This is a genomic window from Paenibacillus sp. PastF-3 (assembly GCF_029893135.1).
Classification (GTDB): Bacteria; Bacillota; Bacilli; order Paenibacillales; family Paenibacillaceae; genus Paenibacillus_AQ; species Paenibacillus_AQ nitricinens.
In genome coordinates, this window is record NZ_JARXWM010000002.1 from 43,270 (window position 1) to 60,625 (window position 17,356).

At 44.7% G+C, this 17,356-nt stretch carries 10 protein-coding genes; 1 reads left to right on the forward strand and 9 read right to left on the reverse strand.

All coding sequences use genetic code 11. The features are described 5' to 3' along the window. Positions 1-39: 39 nt before the first annotated feature. Positions 40-2,115 carry a beta-galactosidase gene (locus tag M2444_RS04165; protein ID WP_280786377.1) on the reverse strand — a complete coding sequence of 692 codons (2,076 nt, stop codon included), beginning with the start codon at positions 2,113-2,115 and terminating at the stop codon, positions 40-42. A 207-nt stretch (positions 2,116-2,322) separates the two neighbouring features. Here M2444_RS04165 and M2444_RS04170 point away from each other — a divergent pair, with 207 nt between their 5' ends. Then, positions 2,323-3,177 carry an AraC family transcriptional regulator gene (locus M2444_RS04170; protein ID WP_256990658.1) on the forward strand — a complete coding sequence of 285 codons (855 nt, stop codon included), beginning with the start codon at positions 2,323-2,325 and terminating at the stop codon, positions 3,175-3,177. 61 nt (positions 3,178-3,238) lie between these two features. Here M2444_RS04170 and M2444_RS04175 read toward each other — a convergent pair whose 3' ends face one another. From M2444_RS04175 to M2444_RS04210, 8 genes are all read right to left on the reverse strand, one after another. Continuing rightward, positions 3,239-3,790 (reverse strand): NADAR family protein, encoded by a 552-nt coding sequence (locus M2444_RS04175; protein ID WP_094872995.1) that lies wholly within the window; start codon positions 3,788-3,790, stop codon positions 3,239-3,241. Continuing rightward, positions 3,787-4,680 (reverse strand): NUDIX hydrolase, encoded by an 894-nt coding sequence (locus M2444_RS04180; RefSeq protein ID WP_280786378.1) that lies wholly within the window; start codon positions 4,678-4,680, stop codon positions 3,787-3,789. Before M2444_RS04180 ends, M2444_RS04175 begins: the two co-directional genes overlap by 4 nt. 27 nt (positions 4,681-4,707) lie before the next feature. Then, positions 4,708-5,718 carry an AAA family ATPase gene (locus M2444_RS04185; protein ID WP_280786379.1) on the reverse strand — a complete coding sequence of 337 codons (1,011 nt, stop codon included), beginning with the start codon at positions 5,716-5,718 and terminating at the stop codon, positions 4,708-4,710. Further along, positions 5,715-6,392: a nicotinamide riboside transporter PnuC gene (pnuC, locus tag M2444_RS04190; RefSeq protein WP_280786380.1), complete on the reverse strand. Its 678-nt coding sequence runs from the start codon at positions 6,390-6,392 to the stop codon at positions 5,715-5,717. Before pnuC ends, M2444_RS04185 begins: the two co-directional genes overlap by 4 nt. A 400-nt stretch (positions 6,393-6,792) precedes the next feature. Then, on the reverse strand, positions 6,793-8,199 hold the full coding sequence (locus M2444_RS04195; RefSeq protein WP_481857471.1) for an alpha-L-fucosidase: 1,407 nt from the start codon (positions 8,197-8,199) through the stop codon (positions 6,793-6,795). 96 nt (positions 8,200-8,295) lie between these two features. Next, entirely contained in the window at positions 8,296-13,740 is a 5,445-nt protein-coding gene (locus M2444_RS04200) for a glycoside hydrolase domain-containing protein (RefSeq protein ID WP_280786382.1), read from the reverse strand. Positions 13,741-13,925: 185 nt separating this feature from the next. Further along, complete coding sequence (locus tag M2444_RS04205) at positions 13,926-15,641, reverse strand: cache domain-containing sensor histidine kinase (protein ID WP_280786383.1); 1,716 nt, start codon at positions 15,639-15,641, stop codon at positions 13,926-13,928. After that, positions 15,638-17,209, reverse strand: coding sequence for a response regulator transcription factor (locus M2444_RS04210; protein ID WP_280786384.1), 1,572 nt, complete (start codon positions 17,207-17,209; stop codon positions 15,638-15,640). Before M2444_RS04210 ends, M2444_RS04205 begins: the two co-directional genes overlap by 4 nt. Between the last annotated feature and the right edge of the window lie 147 nt (positions 17,210-17,356).

Sequence of the window (17,356 nt, forward strand, 5' to 3'; positions counted from 1 at the left end):
AAAAGGCAGAACCTGAATTCCTCAGGTCCTGCCTTCTTTTTATACTAACGATTTACGCTTCAACATTGCGAGATCATTTACCGCTAGATTCAACACAGCCGGAACAGCAGTGTCTAAAGTTATATCTGTGTATTCTTCTCCATTTAATTGTACCGTTTGCGGACTTCCGCTGAAGTTTTGCACGAAGATATAATCGCTCTCTCCATCCGTCCGAAGCTGCGCTGTCACACCAGTTGGTAGCTCACTATCAAGCGCACGAGTAATTCCTGCTTTAGAAGTGATTGCAGCATACAATTCAACGTAGAAAGAGGCGTCTTTCACACGAGTAGCGAGATGATAGGCATTTCCTTCACCGAAACGGTTTACCGTAAGCGCTGGACGGCCAGCATAGAAATCGCTGCGATAAGTGCCTAATGCTTCCGCACCTTCCAAGTGGATCAGCTCAGCAATTTCATGCGCATCATAATCTCCACTTAGATTAAGTGCATTGCTCGCCTGCATTACAACACCATTCAAATCACGGCTATGCAGCCCTTCGGTCTCTTCCGCCCAAATGCCGAGCGTTCTACGCAGCGGTCCTGGGAATCCACCCAAATGACATAAATCCGTTTCATTAACGACACCAGACCAATAGGTTGTCAGGAATGTTCCGCCCTGTTCAACAAACTTCTCGATACGCTTTCCATTCTCTTCACTGATCAGATATAACATAGGTGCAATTACCAGCTTATAATCGGACAGATCATCCCCTGATCCGATCATATCAACCGGAATGCCTAACTCCCAAAGTGCACGATAATGCTGTAGTACAGTCTCCTCATAACACAATCCAGAATTACGAATGCCTTGCGCATCCTTGATCGCCCAGCGGTTGTCCCAATCGAAAATAATTGCTGTTTTTACTGGAGTTGATGTACCTACTACTTCTGTCATTCCAGCCAGCATCTTTCCTACCTCTGTAACGTCTTTAAACACACGAGTCTCGGAGTGGCCGCTATGGTCAACCACTGCACCGTGAAACTTCTCACTAGAGCCCCGGCTTTTACGCCATTGAAAATATTGTACAGAATCCGAACCATGCGCTACCGCTTGAAGCGAAGACAGCTTGTGCATGCCAGGACGCTTCAGTTTACTGACCGATTGCCAGTTCGTAAGTGATGGCGTGCTTTCCATGAGGAGGAACGGTTTCTTTTTAAAAGAACGCATTAAATCGTAGTGCATCGCCGTCCATGCGGCCAGTCTAGCATCGTCACCGTCTTCAGTATAATGCCATTCTGGATAAGCATCCCATGAGACAACATCCAGAATTTTAGCCAGTTCGCGGTAATCAATGCCATCGATCATATGCATATTCGTTGTAATTGGCAACGCTGGATTGTACGGGCGAACAGTATTGATCTCATGCTGACAGAAATCAATCGTCCGTTCGCTGACAAACCGACGCCAGTCGAGATTCAAGCCGTGCACTTGCGTCTCTCCGTGTGGAGCCGGGGATTCAATTTGTGTCCATGAAGTATAGGTATGACTCCAAAACGTAGCCCACCAAGCATGATTCACCTCATCCAGATTGTTATTATATTTGTCCTTCAACCAACCTCTAAAAGCATTTTGACAAAGATCACAGTGGCATTCGCCACCAAACTCATTCGAAATATGCCAACCGATAACCGCAGGATGCTGGCTATAACGTTCTGCTAGCTTCGCATTTAAAATTGCAGTCTTTTCCCGGTACACAGGGGAGGTGAAGCAGTGATTATGACGGAAGCCATGTAAATTGTGAACACGATTACGTTCCACTCTTAGAACTTCAGGGTACTTCTCAGACATCCAAGCGGGCCGCGCTCCACTAGGTGTTGCGAGAAATGCGTAAATCCCATTCTCTGCAAAAGAATCCAATACACCATCCAGCCAATCGAAAGTGAATACGCCTTCTTCAGGCTCTAAGGATACCCAAGAGAAAATCCCAACAGACATCACATTACAGTTCGCAAGCTTCATCAAACGAATATCCTCACGCAAAATTTCCGGGTACTTCAGCCATTGCTCAGGATTATAATCAGCACCGTGCAGCATCACTGGAGCTTTGCTGCTAATCGGGGAATGTTTTTTACTCATTGTGTAAGATCATCCTCTCAATTCTGCCCATGTTATGAATGGGACTATTCTCTGATGATTGGTTAGACGCCTTAGCTATCTAAATCACGAATCATCATTTATACTATTTATAATAAAAGAAAAGTCCTCTTCAGCAGTAGGAATATACTCTCGAAGTGATAGCACAAAATGAATATGAGGTGAACCATCCTGCTTCCTTTTTCTCTGATAGAATTACCGCGCGACGCGGAGACACTTCCTTTATATCCCTATTCTGTAGGTCGTCATATCCAATTTCATCATGTACGTCCTGCTGGATTTCCTGTGCACCAAATCTTTCTGATTCGTACCGGAACTGGACTCTTTCGAGATCTGGAGAGCGGCACTGAGATCACACTAGAACCTGGAATGGTCTTCGCCTTCCCTCCAGATCGAGGACATGAATATTATCCAACCTCACATGAACCGTGGCATGTCGGCTTCATCGGGATCGAAGGCATTCAATCACAAGGCTTGCTGGAGGGGATTGGCCTTCTCCCTTTTTCCCCCTATCACCCTGCTCGTTTTGAACAATGTTGGGAGGAGATCGGAAAGATCTGGCATACGGCGAACACTCAGACGGCTAGTCGCCAAGACGAGCATGGGATGGAGGATCTATCTATAACCCTATATCGATTACTTCTGATGTTACGACGTTCTGAATCCAAACACACCTCAGGCAGTCGTTTTGAACTTGAGTCTGTGCGTAATGGTGCCTTGGCTAAGGCGGTTGAGCTTATTAACGAACATTATACTGAGCCACTCCTTATCTCCAATCTAGCTGCTGCTGTAGGGTATTCCGTCCAGCATTTCCAGCGTCTATTCGTACAGGAATATGCCGTAACTCCACATAAATATCTACAGAATCTGCGACTAGAACGTGCGATACAGTTAATGACAGAGAATGCTGATATTCTCGTTCAGGATATTGCGGTTCAACTGGGAATGGAGACGAATTATTTTATCCGAATCTTCCGAAATACTTATGGCTGTACGCCTGGGGTGATGAAGGAGAGACTTTTAGAGAGTGAACAAAAAAGATAACGAAATCCAAAGGGATCTCGTTATCTTTTCATTCTTTTATCAAAAATAATTCCGGTAGAAGTTAATCTCGCAGCAATTCGTCCCTCACTTCGGTCAGCACGAATCCAAGTAAGTTCCTCCCCCTCCATTTCACGGGATTCTCCGCATCCGGATTGGACTGGCTCATACCTATTCCCCAGATGCGATCCTGTGGGCTAGCTTCGACGAGAATACGGTTTTTCGTTGACTTGAGATATTCTCCAAGCTTCGGATTCTGCGAAAATTTGGCTATATTTCCTCTTTTGACAATGTTATAGCATTCTTTATCCCAAGTGTCATTTTCGAAGTTTCTTACTGCACGTCCGTAAGCTTTCATCTCCTTGGGATGCTTTGCTTTAAGGATCGCGTCCAACATTTCGTCATCTCCAAACAGTCTTGCTTTCTCGGCCATCATAAACTGCTCGACACAGGAATACTCCATCCCCTCTACCAAGAAAGGACTCATCCACCATTGGCTGAAGCAGCTTTTGTCGACACCGTCGTGCTTTGGCGGTGTATGGCCCCAGAAGAACACAAACTTGAACGTTTTGCCCGCGATATAAGCTTTTCTTAACTGCTCGATATTATAAATCATTGATATTCCTCCATATTTCTTCGATACAAGCGGGAAGGACGGTGTCCCGCATTTTCAGTATAATGATCGGTCTCCGCTACGAGATCCGCTACTTTACGCCGGAATGCGGCTTTCAGCAGCTCTTTGTCTAAGATCACCTCATAAACTTGCTGCAGATCCGTCAAAGTGAAGAAGTCCGGCATCAAGTTTAGCGCAAGATCGGTGTAATTCACTTTTCCCCGCAGTCTCTCAATAGCGCAAGCTATAATCTTTGCATGATCAAAAGCCAATCCGTCATTTGATACAATGGAGTATGCGGTTGACGTAGAGGCCGACTTTGATGTCATCGTCCGACCCACAACTGCCGTAAACTCTTCTTCATCGCTGCTTAGCTTGAGCTCGTATTCCTTCGTTTTCACATACCCATCCTCAATAATCTCTTTCCGCTCGCGCAGAAGCCGATAGGTTACCTTGAACCAGGCAGCTAGGTCAGCGTCATCTCCTGCTTTCAGCTGTACCTGATCACTGTTGATTAAGGCCATGTAGCTGCAGCTCATTACCCAGGTACGAGGGTCCCTTCCAACATCGCTGAAGGTGTATAACTGCTCTAAATATACGTCATCCACGCCGGTTTCTTCATGCAGCTCCCTCACCGCCGCTTGCTCCGTGGTCTCGTCCGGCCGGACGAAGCCGCCTGGAAGTGCCCAATTGCCCAAGAACGGGTGACCTCCCCGACGAATGAGCAGAATTCGCAGCTCTTTTTCCGGAAGCTTACGGTAGCTGTCAGCCTCCGTGTTCGTAACGGTGAAAATGACCATGTCCGCTGCCACCGAAGGCCGCTCGAAATCCCCGGCACGGTACTGCTCGAGAAATTGATGTTCCGTAAGTCCATCGCGATCCAACAAATTCATGTGTCCTTGCCTCCTTTGTTCTTTATCCTAGCCGTGTAACTCTCCGAAATAGTTCTGGTAGGGCTCAAACTTTGTCAAGACCTCACTTACTTTGTGCATTCGTTCCTCTAGGTTTCCTCGCAACACGATATAGGGAATCCGCCGCTCTTTCAAATCCGCAATGATTTGCTTATGAAAAATATGCCGCTTCTGGTCCCCGCTACGGTCCCATGTATCCTCATAAGGAATATCATCGTCACACAAGAAAAATAGATCGTAGCGCTGCGCGTTTTCTAATGCGATCCGGGATAAGCACTCAGGAGCCCGGCCGTGGTAATCCAAGGCAAACATATATGTGGTAATTGCATTGGTATCGACAAAGAGATATCGGTTAGCTTCCAGCAGCGCCTGCTCCTCACGTTCGATATGGCCTAAAGCGATCTCATCGAACGCTTCTAGGCTGATTCTACGATCTTCTTGATGCTCGGTCCAGTAATCACGCCCATATTCACTCGCAAAGGTTGTGCGATACCGCCGCGCCAGCGCTTCAGTGATTGTAGATTTGCCAGTGGACATCGCTCCCACAAAAACCACTTTCGTGATTAACCCCCTATACACTACATCACTTATAAATCTGCGGTATTTATAAGGGTCGGCACGTACCATCGTGGCCGAAATCGGCACCTGCTCACGGGCTTCATCCACCCGCCGATCCACCGCGCCTAATGCGACACTCATATGCTCACCGTAAAACTCACTAGAATAAAAATGCGTCACTTGCTCGCCCTTCAGCAGCCCCAGAATATACTTCTCCTCTCGAATCTCATGCTTCCGATCGTTCGAATATCCGTCTGGACCGTCCCAAGCTTCAATTACCCGGACCATTGGATAGAGCTTGCGGATCCAGTTCGCCCGGATATGAAGCGGAATTGGGGTCACCGTCGTTTCGTAGATTACCACAATCAATTCGTCGACCTCTTGCAACGCCGTCTCGATCATGAATTGATGTCCTTTATGCAACGGGGCAAACTTCCCCAGCGTTAATCCAAGCCTCTTCATGCCGACACCTCCTTAGCCCCTTTATTCCAATTGTAATAGCCGTATGCCGCGTTAACCAGATACGCACTCCACATGACGATCATCAGCACCCCCTCGCCACTGCCTTCCAGCATCCGAATAACCCACAACAGCACCGTAAACATATTCAAAACAATATAGAACAGCCATTGTTCCTTAAATCTACTGACCATTAAAAAGGTAGCCACTATGGACAATACTGTCGTAATAGCATCGATATAAGGCGAGTTCTGCCCTGGGATGAACGATAGCCCGATTCCCAGTAGCAGACAGCCTATTACGCAGACCGCTCCAACAAGGAATAACCACTTAAGATCCATCTGTCGCATGGATAGTTTGCCGTCTTGGCGGTTGTTTTTCCACATATAGAAGCCAACGACATTCATAGGAACAAAGAATAACAAATTCAGCATGACCTCTCCAAACAAACCGTTTATATAAGCCAAGTATGCGTAACCGACGGTATTGTACATTCCGAAAACATAACTCATCAGGTTTCCTTTCGCCGCGAGCACCACACATAGCACCCCGGTGATAAAGACTGTAAAACCGAATAAGGAATCTTTAGATATAACCGTAAACGCAATAGCAATTGAGGTAAACAAAAATAGCCAGACGATTTCAAACAGATTCCAGCCACCCCATGTTTTATCCACTTTCATCCCCTCGCTTTCATTAAATACTCTAACCTTCACCATTCAGTTAGTTGTTAGTAACATTTTGATATTAACAAGTTGTTAATATCAAATATAGCAAAAAGGAGAAGGAGATGCAATAAAAATTTGAGAATAATTTCCAAATTAAGTTTGGCTCCAGTCCATGTTCTGAATCCTCTTCCTTAGCGTAAGCCTAATTCGAGAATCAGCTAACGGTACTTATTCTTGACAATGATTTCTGGCAAGAATATACGCTGACAAAGGAAAAAACCCGCAATTTACGCGGGTTGGTGTTCAAACATATATTTGTCATCCGGCTACTTTTTTTATCTGCCGCCGCGCTCGTATTATTTCCCACAGACCTCATCGTATAATAGACTTAAAGCAAGAATCTTATCGTTCACTTTATCTCCTCACCCTTCTGCATGCGGAAAACATGGGCGATTGGAGTCTGCCCGTTTAATTCGCCATCCGGGAGCGTGATCGAGATTCCTTCCGGTGTACGCTCAACCTGCAGCTCAGCGTCGCTTCCAACAAGCTCGATGCCTAAAACGGGCTGCTGATACGGAATATGAACGTGCTTGGCGACGGCTTCATCTGCGCTTTCATACAAGTACGTACAGTATACGGTATTTCCTTTCGAGGTGAACGCGCAGGAACCGGTAAAATACGGCCCGCACACGCGTGTGCCGTATAACGCTTCACCGTAAACCTTCATCCATGCGCCCAACTCCTTGATACTCTTAACCGCCCCAGCCGGCAATCGTCCGTCGGGCTGAGGGCCTACGTTAAGCGCCAAATTCCCGCCTTTGGATACGACTTCCATCAGAATGCGAACGAGCTCTCTCCCCGATTTATACTGGTCATCGTATTTGAAAGCCCACTGTGTGCCGATCGTTATGCAGCTTTCCCACGGCACGTTCAGCGGACGCTCCGGAATCGTTTGCTCCGGCGTCACATAATTTTCGTAAGGCCCTCCGACTGTTCGATCCGCGGATAGCAGCCACGGCTGTTTTTGACGGGCGCGCTCGACGACCTCGCCCAACCGAATGTCCTGCTTTACCTGGTCGCTATCTTTAACCCAGCCCGCATCCAGCCACAAGATATCGATCCGGCCGTAAAGGCTCATCAGCTCCATGATTTGCTCATGGGTGAAATCGACGAATTGCTCCCAAAGCCACGGATATTCCCCGGGGGAGTACGAGGGCCCTCTCCACGTATTGCTGCCCCGTTCCATTCCTGGTGCCCAGTAATACGGCGATTGCCAATCCGCCTTCGAAAAATATGCGGCGATCGCAAGCCCCTTGCTGCGGAAAACGTCAAACACATGCTTGCAGACGTCGGCATAGCGATGTGCATGAAATGGCGTTTCAGAACCAGTAATTCGGTAATTCGTCGTATGTGTGTCCCACATGCAATATCCGTCGTGATGCTTTGTCGTAAAAATCAAATATTTAAACCCGCCTTCGGCAGCGATTTCCGCCCATAGCTCCGGCTGGAAGCGGATAGGATTGAACGTGCGGTTGAGTCCGAAATATTCGCGCTTCATCTCTTCGTAGTCGCTCGTCCAGTCGACATCCTTACGTGCCCAATCACCGTCTTCGTCGCTGAGAATCCAGGACTCGACCTCGATCTGCGAATAAGGTCCCCAATGCATCATTAGGGCCAATTTCTGATCCTTGAACCATTCCAACCTTTCCAGCGTAACTGGATTTTCCGGCTTCACCCAATTTGTCTCACTGCTGTAACCGTGGACGCCTTCTTTCAGTTCCGGCGCATCTGCTTGCTGAAGTTCCTTGATATCCATATCATTCATACGGTTGCCTCCTTCGCTTCTCCGCGTCACATCAAAGTAAAACCATTACTTGTAAACCCCCAACATAGAAATCGGGGGTTTACCCGGCTACTGTATAGCTCTATTGAGCAAAGCCGCTGCTTCAGCACGGGAAGTGATCCCGCTCGGAACAAATTTATTTGCTTCCCGGCCGTTAATGAAATGAAGGGCCGCCGCCGCTCTTACTGATTCAAGCGCCCAGGCTGCCACAGCGGATTCGTCAGTAAAGGAAGAAGCCGTTTTTCCGTTCAACTTGACGTCTTTCAAGATAACATACGCCCGCATCATCATAGTGACCATTTCTTCGCGTTTGATTCTAGCATCGGGATTGAAAGACGTTGTGCTAATTCCTTTAATAATGCCTGCTTTGACCGCCATGGAAACAGCTCCCTCGTACCAGGCACCCTTCGATACATCCGTGAATTTCGATTCGCCTTCCGATGTCAGGTTCAACGCTTTGACAAGCATCGCCGTAAATTCGGCCCGTGTGATAGAACGCTCTGGCTCGAACATTGCCGCACTAGTACCTTCAATAAATTGCTTCGCCGCTAGCTGTTCGATCGCATCAGCCGCCCAGTGAGTGGACTTAACATCGGTAAATAATTTCTTGAATTCGAGCATTGCATATTTACTGAAATGGTGAATATCGGCCACCCATTCTCCGTTAATAAACGTGCTTCGCACATATTCCAACGTACCGTTGTCAGCCAAATAGTAAATGCCAGACCGTTTAGGATTTAAAGAAGGATCCGTTTTGAATCGAATCGTCATCGGTTTATCGAAGCTGTTCAAGCTTGTCACTTTACCATCTTTTCCGACAATCGATAAGCTAAAATTAATCACATTGCCGGAAATCTTAATTATTGCATGCATGGAAGACTGCCTTATCGCTAGGAGGTTATCAGCATCGGATTCAGATAAGTGAGTCATGATTAACTCTATCGTACTGTTTCGTTTATCTTCTTCGGACAATTTATCCGTCAACTGTTTAAGTAATTCAGCGGGTACTTCCAACGTAAATGGACCCGCTTGAATGACTAATTGATGATGTCCGAGCAGTTCAGCTGCATTGGCAGGAAGTACAATTTTCTCTTTATCCTTGGCTGCGATTGTCACGACTCCGTTGGAGGCTGTAGAAGTAAGATCTTCCGTTTTCACTACAAGGATATGAGCATCGGTATTTCCATTGACTGTACCACTGGTAGATGGGACACTACTGTTTCCACCACTCGTCGGAGGGGTACTGCTTTCGCCACCTGTCTCCTTTTGCTTAAATGTAACATTGATCGTATGGTCGGCAGTTATGTTAGCAACCGTATACACGTTTTCTGTCACCGTCACAGCGGTTCCGTCTAACAACACCTTGTCGACTTCGTATCCATTGTCCGGATTAAATGTAAAGGTTTGATCTTCACCTTCGTTGACTACAACGGCGCCGTTCGGACTGATCGTTCCGTTTTCCCCGGCACTCGCCGTGATCGTATTACTGTTCTCGCCACCTGTCTCCTTTAGCTTAAACGTAACATTGATCGTATGGTCGGCGGTTATGTTAGTAACCGTATACACGCTTCCGGTCACCGTCACAGCGGTGCCGTCTAACAGAACCTCGTCGACTTCGTATCCATTGTTCGGATTGAATGTAAAGGCTTGATCTTCACCTTCATTGACTACAACGGCGCCGTTCGGACTGATCGTTCCATTTTCCCCCGCACTCGCCGTGATCGTGTTACTGTTCTCGCCAATTTCTCCGTTCTCAACGAGATTATAGAGCTCAAGCTCATACATAGCATACATGCCCCATGTCGTATAGTTCGCATCATTGATCTGTATTCTCAGCTTAAGTGCATCTCGTACTTCAGGAATATTAGCAAAGGTGTGCTCCATAACCCCGTCGTCTTCGTTACTATTCCATTGGATCGGAACCCCACTTGCTATGGTTTCAAAGTTTATTCCGTCTGTAGAAGCCTGAACATCGATATTGGAAATACCCTGAATTAATCCAGATGTCGTAGCCATGACGACGGTGTTAAAGGTTTGCGGTTGTTCCCAAGTAAGATTAATCTCATGCGGAAACGGATGTTCGTTATTGTAGCCACGCGAACTTGCGAACATGGTATACATAATACCGTCAACCATTTTCTTGGCACTATAGTCCTCGCCTTCACGTTCTGCCGTTGCTGTAATCTCAGAATAACTTCTGGCAATATTGGTACCTAGCCCATCCTCATTTCCTTTGAGAAAATTCAACGTGTAGAGCTTTGTAGTCGTCCCGTCGCTTGCGGTAGACCTGATATGAATCACACTTTTTCCGAATGGAATGTCAAAAGTCTGCGCTGTGTTATTGGCGACAGTCTTTCCGTTGACCTGCAAGGTACCCGCTCCGTCCGAAAGCGTTGGCGTAATCGTGATGGTGCTTACATCATTAGGTATCATTACAGGGTAGGTCGTCGTGCTATTGTCAAACTTAAAAGAAGGAACATTAGGGATTATTAAATTACTCAGCGTTCCGTCTGCTATAGGGTTAATCTCTCCGTTATCTGGAAGATTATAAAGCTCAAGTTCATATAAAGCATATATTCCCCAATACGTATTGTTGGCGTCATTGACCCGTATCCTCAGCTTCAGCGCGTCATTAACTGTAGGGATATTAGCATACGTGTATTCCATCTTGTTGTCGTCTGTGCTGCTATGCCATTGAATCGGTACCCTCTTTGCAATGGTGGTCCAATTCGTTCCTTCTGAAGTAGCCTCAACATCAATATCCGTTATCCCCTGTAATAACCCTGATGGCGTAGCCATGACAATCGTATTAAAGGTCTTCTGTTGATTCCAAGTAAGATTGATCTCATGCGGGAACGGTACGATGCTCGTATACCCGCTAATACTCGCAAACATGGAACCGTAACTGCCGTCAACCATATTTGAAACACCATAGCCGGTACTGTCTTCCCTGGCAGCTGTTGCTGTAATAGCTGAATAACTTCTCGCAATATTGGTGGTCGGTTGATTTACATTGCCTTTGAGAAAGTTCAACGTATAAAGTCTCGTGGTTTCCCCATCACTTGCGGTAGAGCGAATAAGGATCTTACTTTTGCCTGTAGGGATGTTGAATGTAAGCCTCTCACCGCTGCCGTAACGTTTCCCGTTGATATCTAGGGTGCCATTTGCATCCGCAAGCGTTGGCGTAATCGTGATCACGTCTACATCGTTCGGAATAATGGCCTGGTAATTAATATTGTTTTTATTAAAAAGAACCGAAGGCGCGTTAGTCAGGTCCAAACTTTGCAGCGTTCCGTCATAGAGCTCCTGTCCTTCATACATGCTTACTCTGAAGCCGTCAACGAATAGGTTTTTGTTCTCCAGATTCACTACCTTGATCGTATGCTTGCCTGCTGACAAGTTATGATTGCTGTATACCGATATCGAATCGAGTTGAACTTTTTCATATAGGTCTATAATCACTGGCGCGGAATCGTCGATGGATACGGAAATTTTACCAGAGCCTTCATTTTTCTCCGCGATAAGATCGATACCAGCCCCTGTAAAAGTATAGGTCAATTCATCATCCGCTTTTAACGTGCCTTGAACGCCGCCCATATAAGCGTATTTCCGGCTTTTTGCAAACCATTCACCATCAAAAGTGATCTCACCGGTCGCGTTATCGGTCATGTAAGTCATAGGTACATCCTGCCCATCGTAGGGACTAGTTGGCACAGGAATTTCACCCAATGTTTCTCCGGCCGCCGCTTTAACCAGATAATCATGAAGCTTGCTGATATATTCATTATCCAGGGTATATTTTCTCGGATCAGATGGGTTAACAGCGCTATCTACTATACGTTTTGCAAGCCCAGGATTGGTTTGCTTGAGTTGGTGCATCAGTTCGTATTCCTCAAGTCCGTCTCTTTGGGCCTCGTAACGCAGTGAGCTCTTAACCGTCATATGTTCCTTGTCCGGATATACGATCGTAGAATCTCCATAATGAGGGACATACCATACGTTCCATCCCCAATGTAAGTGTCCTTGTACACCTTCTTGACTAAGATTCCAGAATAACAGCCTGCCAGTCAATATGGGCTGCGTCCAGAATCTGTTCAACCACGGAGCCGGATTCGCATCGCAAGTATACACCCATAAGTCTTTACCTGCCGCCTGCTCCGCTTTATAGAGACTTTTCTTGTCCTCGAAAACCGGTGTTAATGGGACCCAAACATCCACATAAGGTTTGATGGTTTCGTTCATTAGCGTACCGGCCGCATCAGCGTCCAATGTCTTGAAATCCGGAACGATCTCTTTTATTTTTCTAGCGATATACGTCATATAGTTTGTAATGCTAGCACCATTGGGTTCGTCCTTAGTATGCTGATACCAAGTGAAACCATTAAGCCAACCCTTTTCCTCTAAATGATCGTGCAATGCCGTCAAGTAGTTCGTAAGATAAGCATCTGTAACAGGTAGTGAATCGAATTCGGGTATGGACGTTTTCCACGGATCTTCGGGATTATTATTGTTTGGTCTCTCATTTTGTGGCATTTGTTCTAACGCATGGATCAAGTGAATGTTCGCAAAATGAGTAATTCCTCTATCCATAAAGGTTTGAACATATCTATCGAACAATGACCAATCGATATTCTCCGGTATCCCGTCTTTAAAAGACACCATCTTGGTACCCTTTTCGTTTAATAATAAGTCTGTACGAACCCAAATCATGTTCTGGCGATAGTCGGTCATAGTTTTGGCGAAATTATCCATAAGGTCAAACCACTCATCGCTATACGTATCCACTCCATAATAGTTCTCGCCAACGTCATAACTAGACTGAGTTAAAGGATCATCTACAATCTCAGGTGGATTACCTCCAATCATAAAACCATTCGTCATCGACCATTGATAATTAACGAAATTAGCCTCAGAGGTTGGAGGGATTGCAGCGTTAGCAACTTCAACGTTAATAGGTACTTGATAATCGCCCAACGTCGTTTTCATCGTAACTATACCGGAATAGAGGCCCGGAACAGCATCGGCAGGGACATAATTCGTTATTAAGATGGGCTGAGTTGAATTTGCCGCCACATTTATAGAGGTATCGTTCGAAAGAGGGTCGGGAATCTCCGATAAGGGGTAGATTTGCGTGCCTACTAAATCCGGTCGATATTGATTGGGCTGCACGGTATCCTCAAGCACGTATTCTTCAAAATGATAGCTTAAGTTGCTGTTTGAGATCGTATTTCCAGGAGATACAAGATCGGAAAATTCAATTCCTGTAATCTTAAAATCGCTTGCACCTCTTACAGCAATTTGCTCACTTTCGTATTCGTTTTTGGCTGAAACAAGATCAATGCTGTTGTCAGGATTTGCAGGGATCGTGCTGGTCCTATATAAGGACTTCAATGCATTAACCACCCACACATCCAGGTTGCTGCTGTCAGCATGGACACTAGGCGCATTGCCCTGGAAAAATGTACTTACTAGAATCATGAAACAGATCATTGTATACATTGCCCGTTTGAACATAGATCAACCATCCTTTCATACTTTAATTAATGTTAGAACACAATTAAAGCGCTCACATTATGCATTATAATCTCAATTGAATTCTTGCTAAATAAGAGTATTTTTTGAAATCTAACAGATTTCGATTGTAAATAAGAAGAAACGCCTTTGGCGTCCTAATAAGGACGCCAAAGGCGTTTCTGCGATCATGAATCTTCTTCTCTTATGTGACGATACTGCGGTATGCGTACGATAACGGAAGTGCTAATTCCAGGTTGACTATGAATATTGATCCCGTACTCAGATCCAAATAAGAGCTGTAATCTTTCTTGCACATTCTTAATGCCATAGCCGGAACTTTCTTGTTCAACAATACGCGCGATCATATACGGTTCCATTCCGACACCATTATCCTCCACGACAAAAACAATATCCTCACCGTCGAGACTTGCCCGCAGGATGAGTTTACCTCGCCCCTCCCGCTTCAGATCGATGCCATGCATAATCGCATTTTCAACAATCGGCTGTAAAATTAAATGAATCATTTCAAATTGAAATACCTTGTCGTCGGCATCAAATTCTACGTCAAATCTTGAATTGTGCATAGCTAATTGAATATGTATGTATGCTTGAACGTTGGTCCATTCATCTTGAATCGCAATAATCTGCTTCCCTTTATTTAAAGTCGTTCTGTAATAACTAGAAAGGTTATTTACCAAGTCACTAATTTCTTGAGCATCGATTCGCAGCGCTTTGGAATTAATTAAAGATAAAGAATTATATAGAAAGTGGGGATTGATCTGAGCTTGCAGCGCTTTGAGTTCAGCTGACTTTTGCGTGACTTTTGTTTGATATACTTCCGAAATGAGTTGATTAATTTGTTTAAGCATAGAACCGAAACGATCAGTAAGCTGCCCGATTTCATCTTTGGAATTCGTGGATACAACAACCGTAAGATCACCATCTTCCACCATCTTCATTTTGGTATTTAATTTCTCGATTCCTCTTAACAGCGTCTCTGAGAACAAGAAGATTATGATACTGAGGAAAACCATACAGATGAGTACAATGATACCCGTGGCGCTTAAAATATTGCGAATGCCTGTATTGTATTGATCATCGGAAACCAAATAATGCAGGACCCAATCGGTTTGCGGAATATCTTTGTTTATAACAAGGTAGGATTCGCCACCTAAGCTTGCTTTTGAAGTACCACTCCTTGAAAGGGATTGAAGCTGAACATCATCCATCTGCGGGGCATGCTCTGTTAACACCGGCTGATTCTTTTGATCGGTAATAATGATGCCCCTACCTTCATTCATCTTGCCAATGAAATCACCGAAGATTTTATTGTAATCAAACCGGACGTAAAGTTCAGCGCTCACGATTTGAAGATCGATATCGCGAATCACTCGAGTGGCAAACAATTCTCCATCCTCGAACCACCACTTCGTTGACTCGCTGCTCTTTGTCGCTTCATACCAATCCTTATCCTTAACTGCTGAAGAAGGCGTAATGAAGTTTCCTAATTCGGATTGCCGATTCTCAGAATACAACATAATCTCAGTCATATCCCCAACCATATACATTAAATTAAAAAAAATAGGTTCAATTTTATCATTCAACGTCTTAAATTGAGCGTACAAATCCTGATCTGGATTACTCATCAAATCAAGAAGCGCAGGGTGAAATACAATCGATTTCATGGATACATCCTGTCTCTGAAGACGGTAACTAATTTCTAACGCCAGCTTCCTCGCCTCGTTATCCGCGCTTTGCTGAACCTGGCTTTTCAATGAAGCTTTGGAACTTTGATAGGCATACAAGCCCAGTACAATCGTTGGCAGGAAGATAACAATCACATATGAAAGCAATAATTTCTGACGCAGGCGGATATTACGAATAAATTTGAGCAGACTCATCTTCTTCCGTCACCCTCCCGATATTGAATAGGAGTCAGGCCGTTATGCTGCTTAAACATTAAATTAAAATAGGAAGTATTCGCAAATCCAACTGTACTGGCAATATCAACAACTTTAATCGTTGAATCTCGCAGTAGCTCCTTCGCTCGCTCCATACGTACAGCTGTAATATATTTGATTAGGCTTTGACCTGTACTTTTTTTAAAGAGGAAACTTAAATAACTTGGCGATAAAAAGACGCGATTCGCTAAATAGTCAACCCCAATATCATTTCCGTACTCCATCTGGATGAGTATCTGTACATCTTCTATTACTTTGCGGCTTTGATCATCTGTATTCGTTTTAATTTGCAGCAAATGCTCCTGAAAAACGGATAAAATGACTTGCCTCAACTCAGCAATTGAATTGCAAAGTGCGATTCGCTCCAAACCTTCCTTTAGTAAACTGCTGCTTTTTTTGCCTTGAAGCTCTACTACTTTTTTCAATATTTCTGTAAATAAAAGTTTGGCATACATAGAACTAAAGCGCTTACTATTTCTCATACCCGCAATGAGATACTCTATTTGATGCTCGAGTGTACGATATTCATTTCGTGCAATGGAAGTATAAATCTCCTTAAGCATAAGCTCTAACGATTCGTCGTCTATCTGGTCATGAATGCTTTCGGCATCTTTGGAACAAACGACACTTCTATCCATAAAAAACCGAAAATTCATTAACTCTTCCATTTGGGTGAACTCGTCATGAAGCCCCTCTAGCTTATCTACCGGACTACCGACAATAATTAAACATCGCCGATCAAAGCTAGTCTCCAGCCATTCTTTAACCTTTTCTCCATAATTTATAAGCTCTTGCCCGTTAGCACTGTTCTTTGAAGCGGGATCAATAACGACGAGCAGGATGCTTTGGTATTCATTGATATGTAATAAAAGAATCTCATGTTTACTAGTCGATTGAAGAAATTCAAACGCTTCTGTATGATGTTGATCAAAAAAGTGACTTTGCAATCCAATCATAATTAAATACATCCGCTTATTGTCCAGATGATTTAGGCCAGCAAAAGCTGCCCGTTCCTCGTAATGGACGTCACTCTCACGACCTTGAATGAGATCAAACAGGAGCTTTTCTTTCTCATACGCCACTCCTTTATGAAAGCCCTTGATCAGCAACTCGTCCTTCTCTCTCTGAAGTCGTTCGTCATCTAGTATAGAGATTATGGATTGGAATACTTTGAGGAATTCCTTCACATCGATCGGCTTCAAAATATAACTAACCGTTCCAAGTTGAATCGCTTTTTGTGCATATTCAAATTCCCCGTAAGCACTGTAAATAAGCACCTTAAGGTCCGGAATGACTATCTTTGCCTGCTTGATTAACTCTAGACCGTCCATGAAAGGCATGCGAATATCCGTGAATAACAGATCTACATGATGGCCCCTTATATATTCCAGCGCTACTTCCCCATCGTTGGCCTGAGCAACAGAAAAAGGTAGAGCATACTTCTGAATAAGCCATTCAATCGCATCGATTTCAGCTTGTTGATCATCGACTACTAGAATATGATACATATTTTCCTCCTATCCGTTCATCGGGCGGTATTTACTCGCATCCAGAGGATCCTTACTACAAACCAAAGCATAGCACACTAGGCATTCCAATTCATACCATGTTACATTAACCACATGATTTGGTTTCTATTGTCAGATGGATTCTGT

What these genes read in the sequence shown, in the direction of transcription:
- M2444_RS04165 (WP_280786377.1), bottom strand. Translation starts at nt 2,115, where the DNA reads ATGAGTAAAAAACATTCCCCGATTAGCAGCAAAGCTCCAGTGATGCTG.
- M2444_RS04175 (WP_094872995.1), bottom strand. Translation starts at nt 3,790, where the DNA reads ATGATTTATAATATCGAGCAGTTAAGAAAAGCTTATATCGCGGGCAAA.
- M2444_RS04180 (WP_280786378.1), bottom strand. Translation starts at nt 4,680, where the DNA reads ATGAATTTGTTGGATCGCGATGGACTTACGGAACATCAATTTCTCGAG.
- M2444_RS04185 (WP_280786379.1), bottom strand. Translation starts at nt 5,718, where the DNA reads ATGAAGAGGCTTGGATTAACGCTGGGGAAGTTTGCCCCGTTGCATAAA.
- M2444_RS04195 (WP_481857471.1), bottom strand. Translation starts at nt 8,199, where the DNA reads ATGGATATCAAGGAACTTCAGCAAGCAGATGCGCCGGAACTGAAAGAA.
- M2444_RS04200 (WP_280786382.1), bottom strand. Translation starts at nt 13,740, where the DNA reads ATGTTCAAACGGGCAATGTATACAATGATCTGTTTCATGATTCTAGTA.
- M2444_RS04205 (WP_280786383.1), bottom strand. Translation starts at nt 15,641, where the DNA reads ATGAGTCTGCTCAAATTTATTCGTAATATCCGCCTGCGTCAGAAATTA.
- M2444_RS04210 (WP_280786384.1), bottom strand. Translation starts at nt 17,209, where the DNA reads ATGTATCATATTCTAGTAGTCGATGATCAACAAGCTGAAATCGATGCG.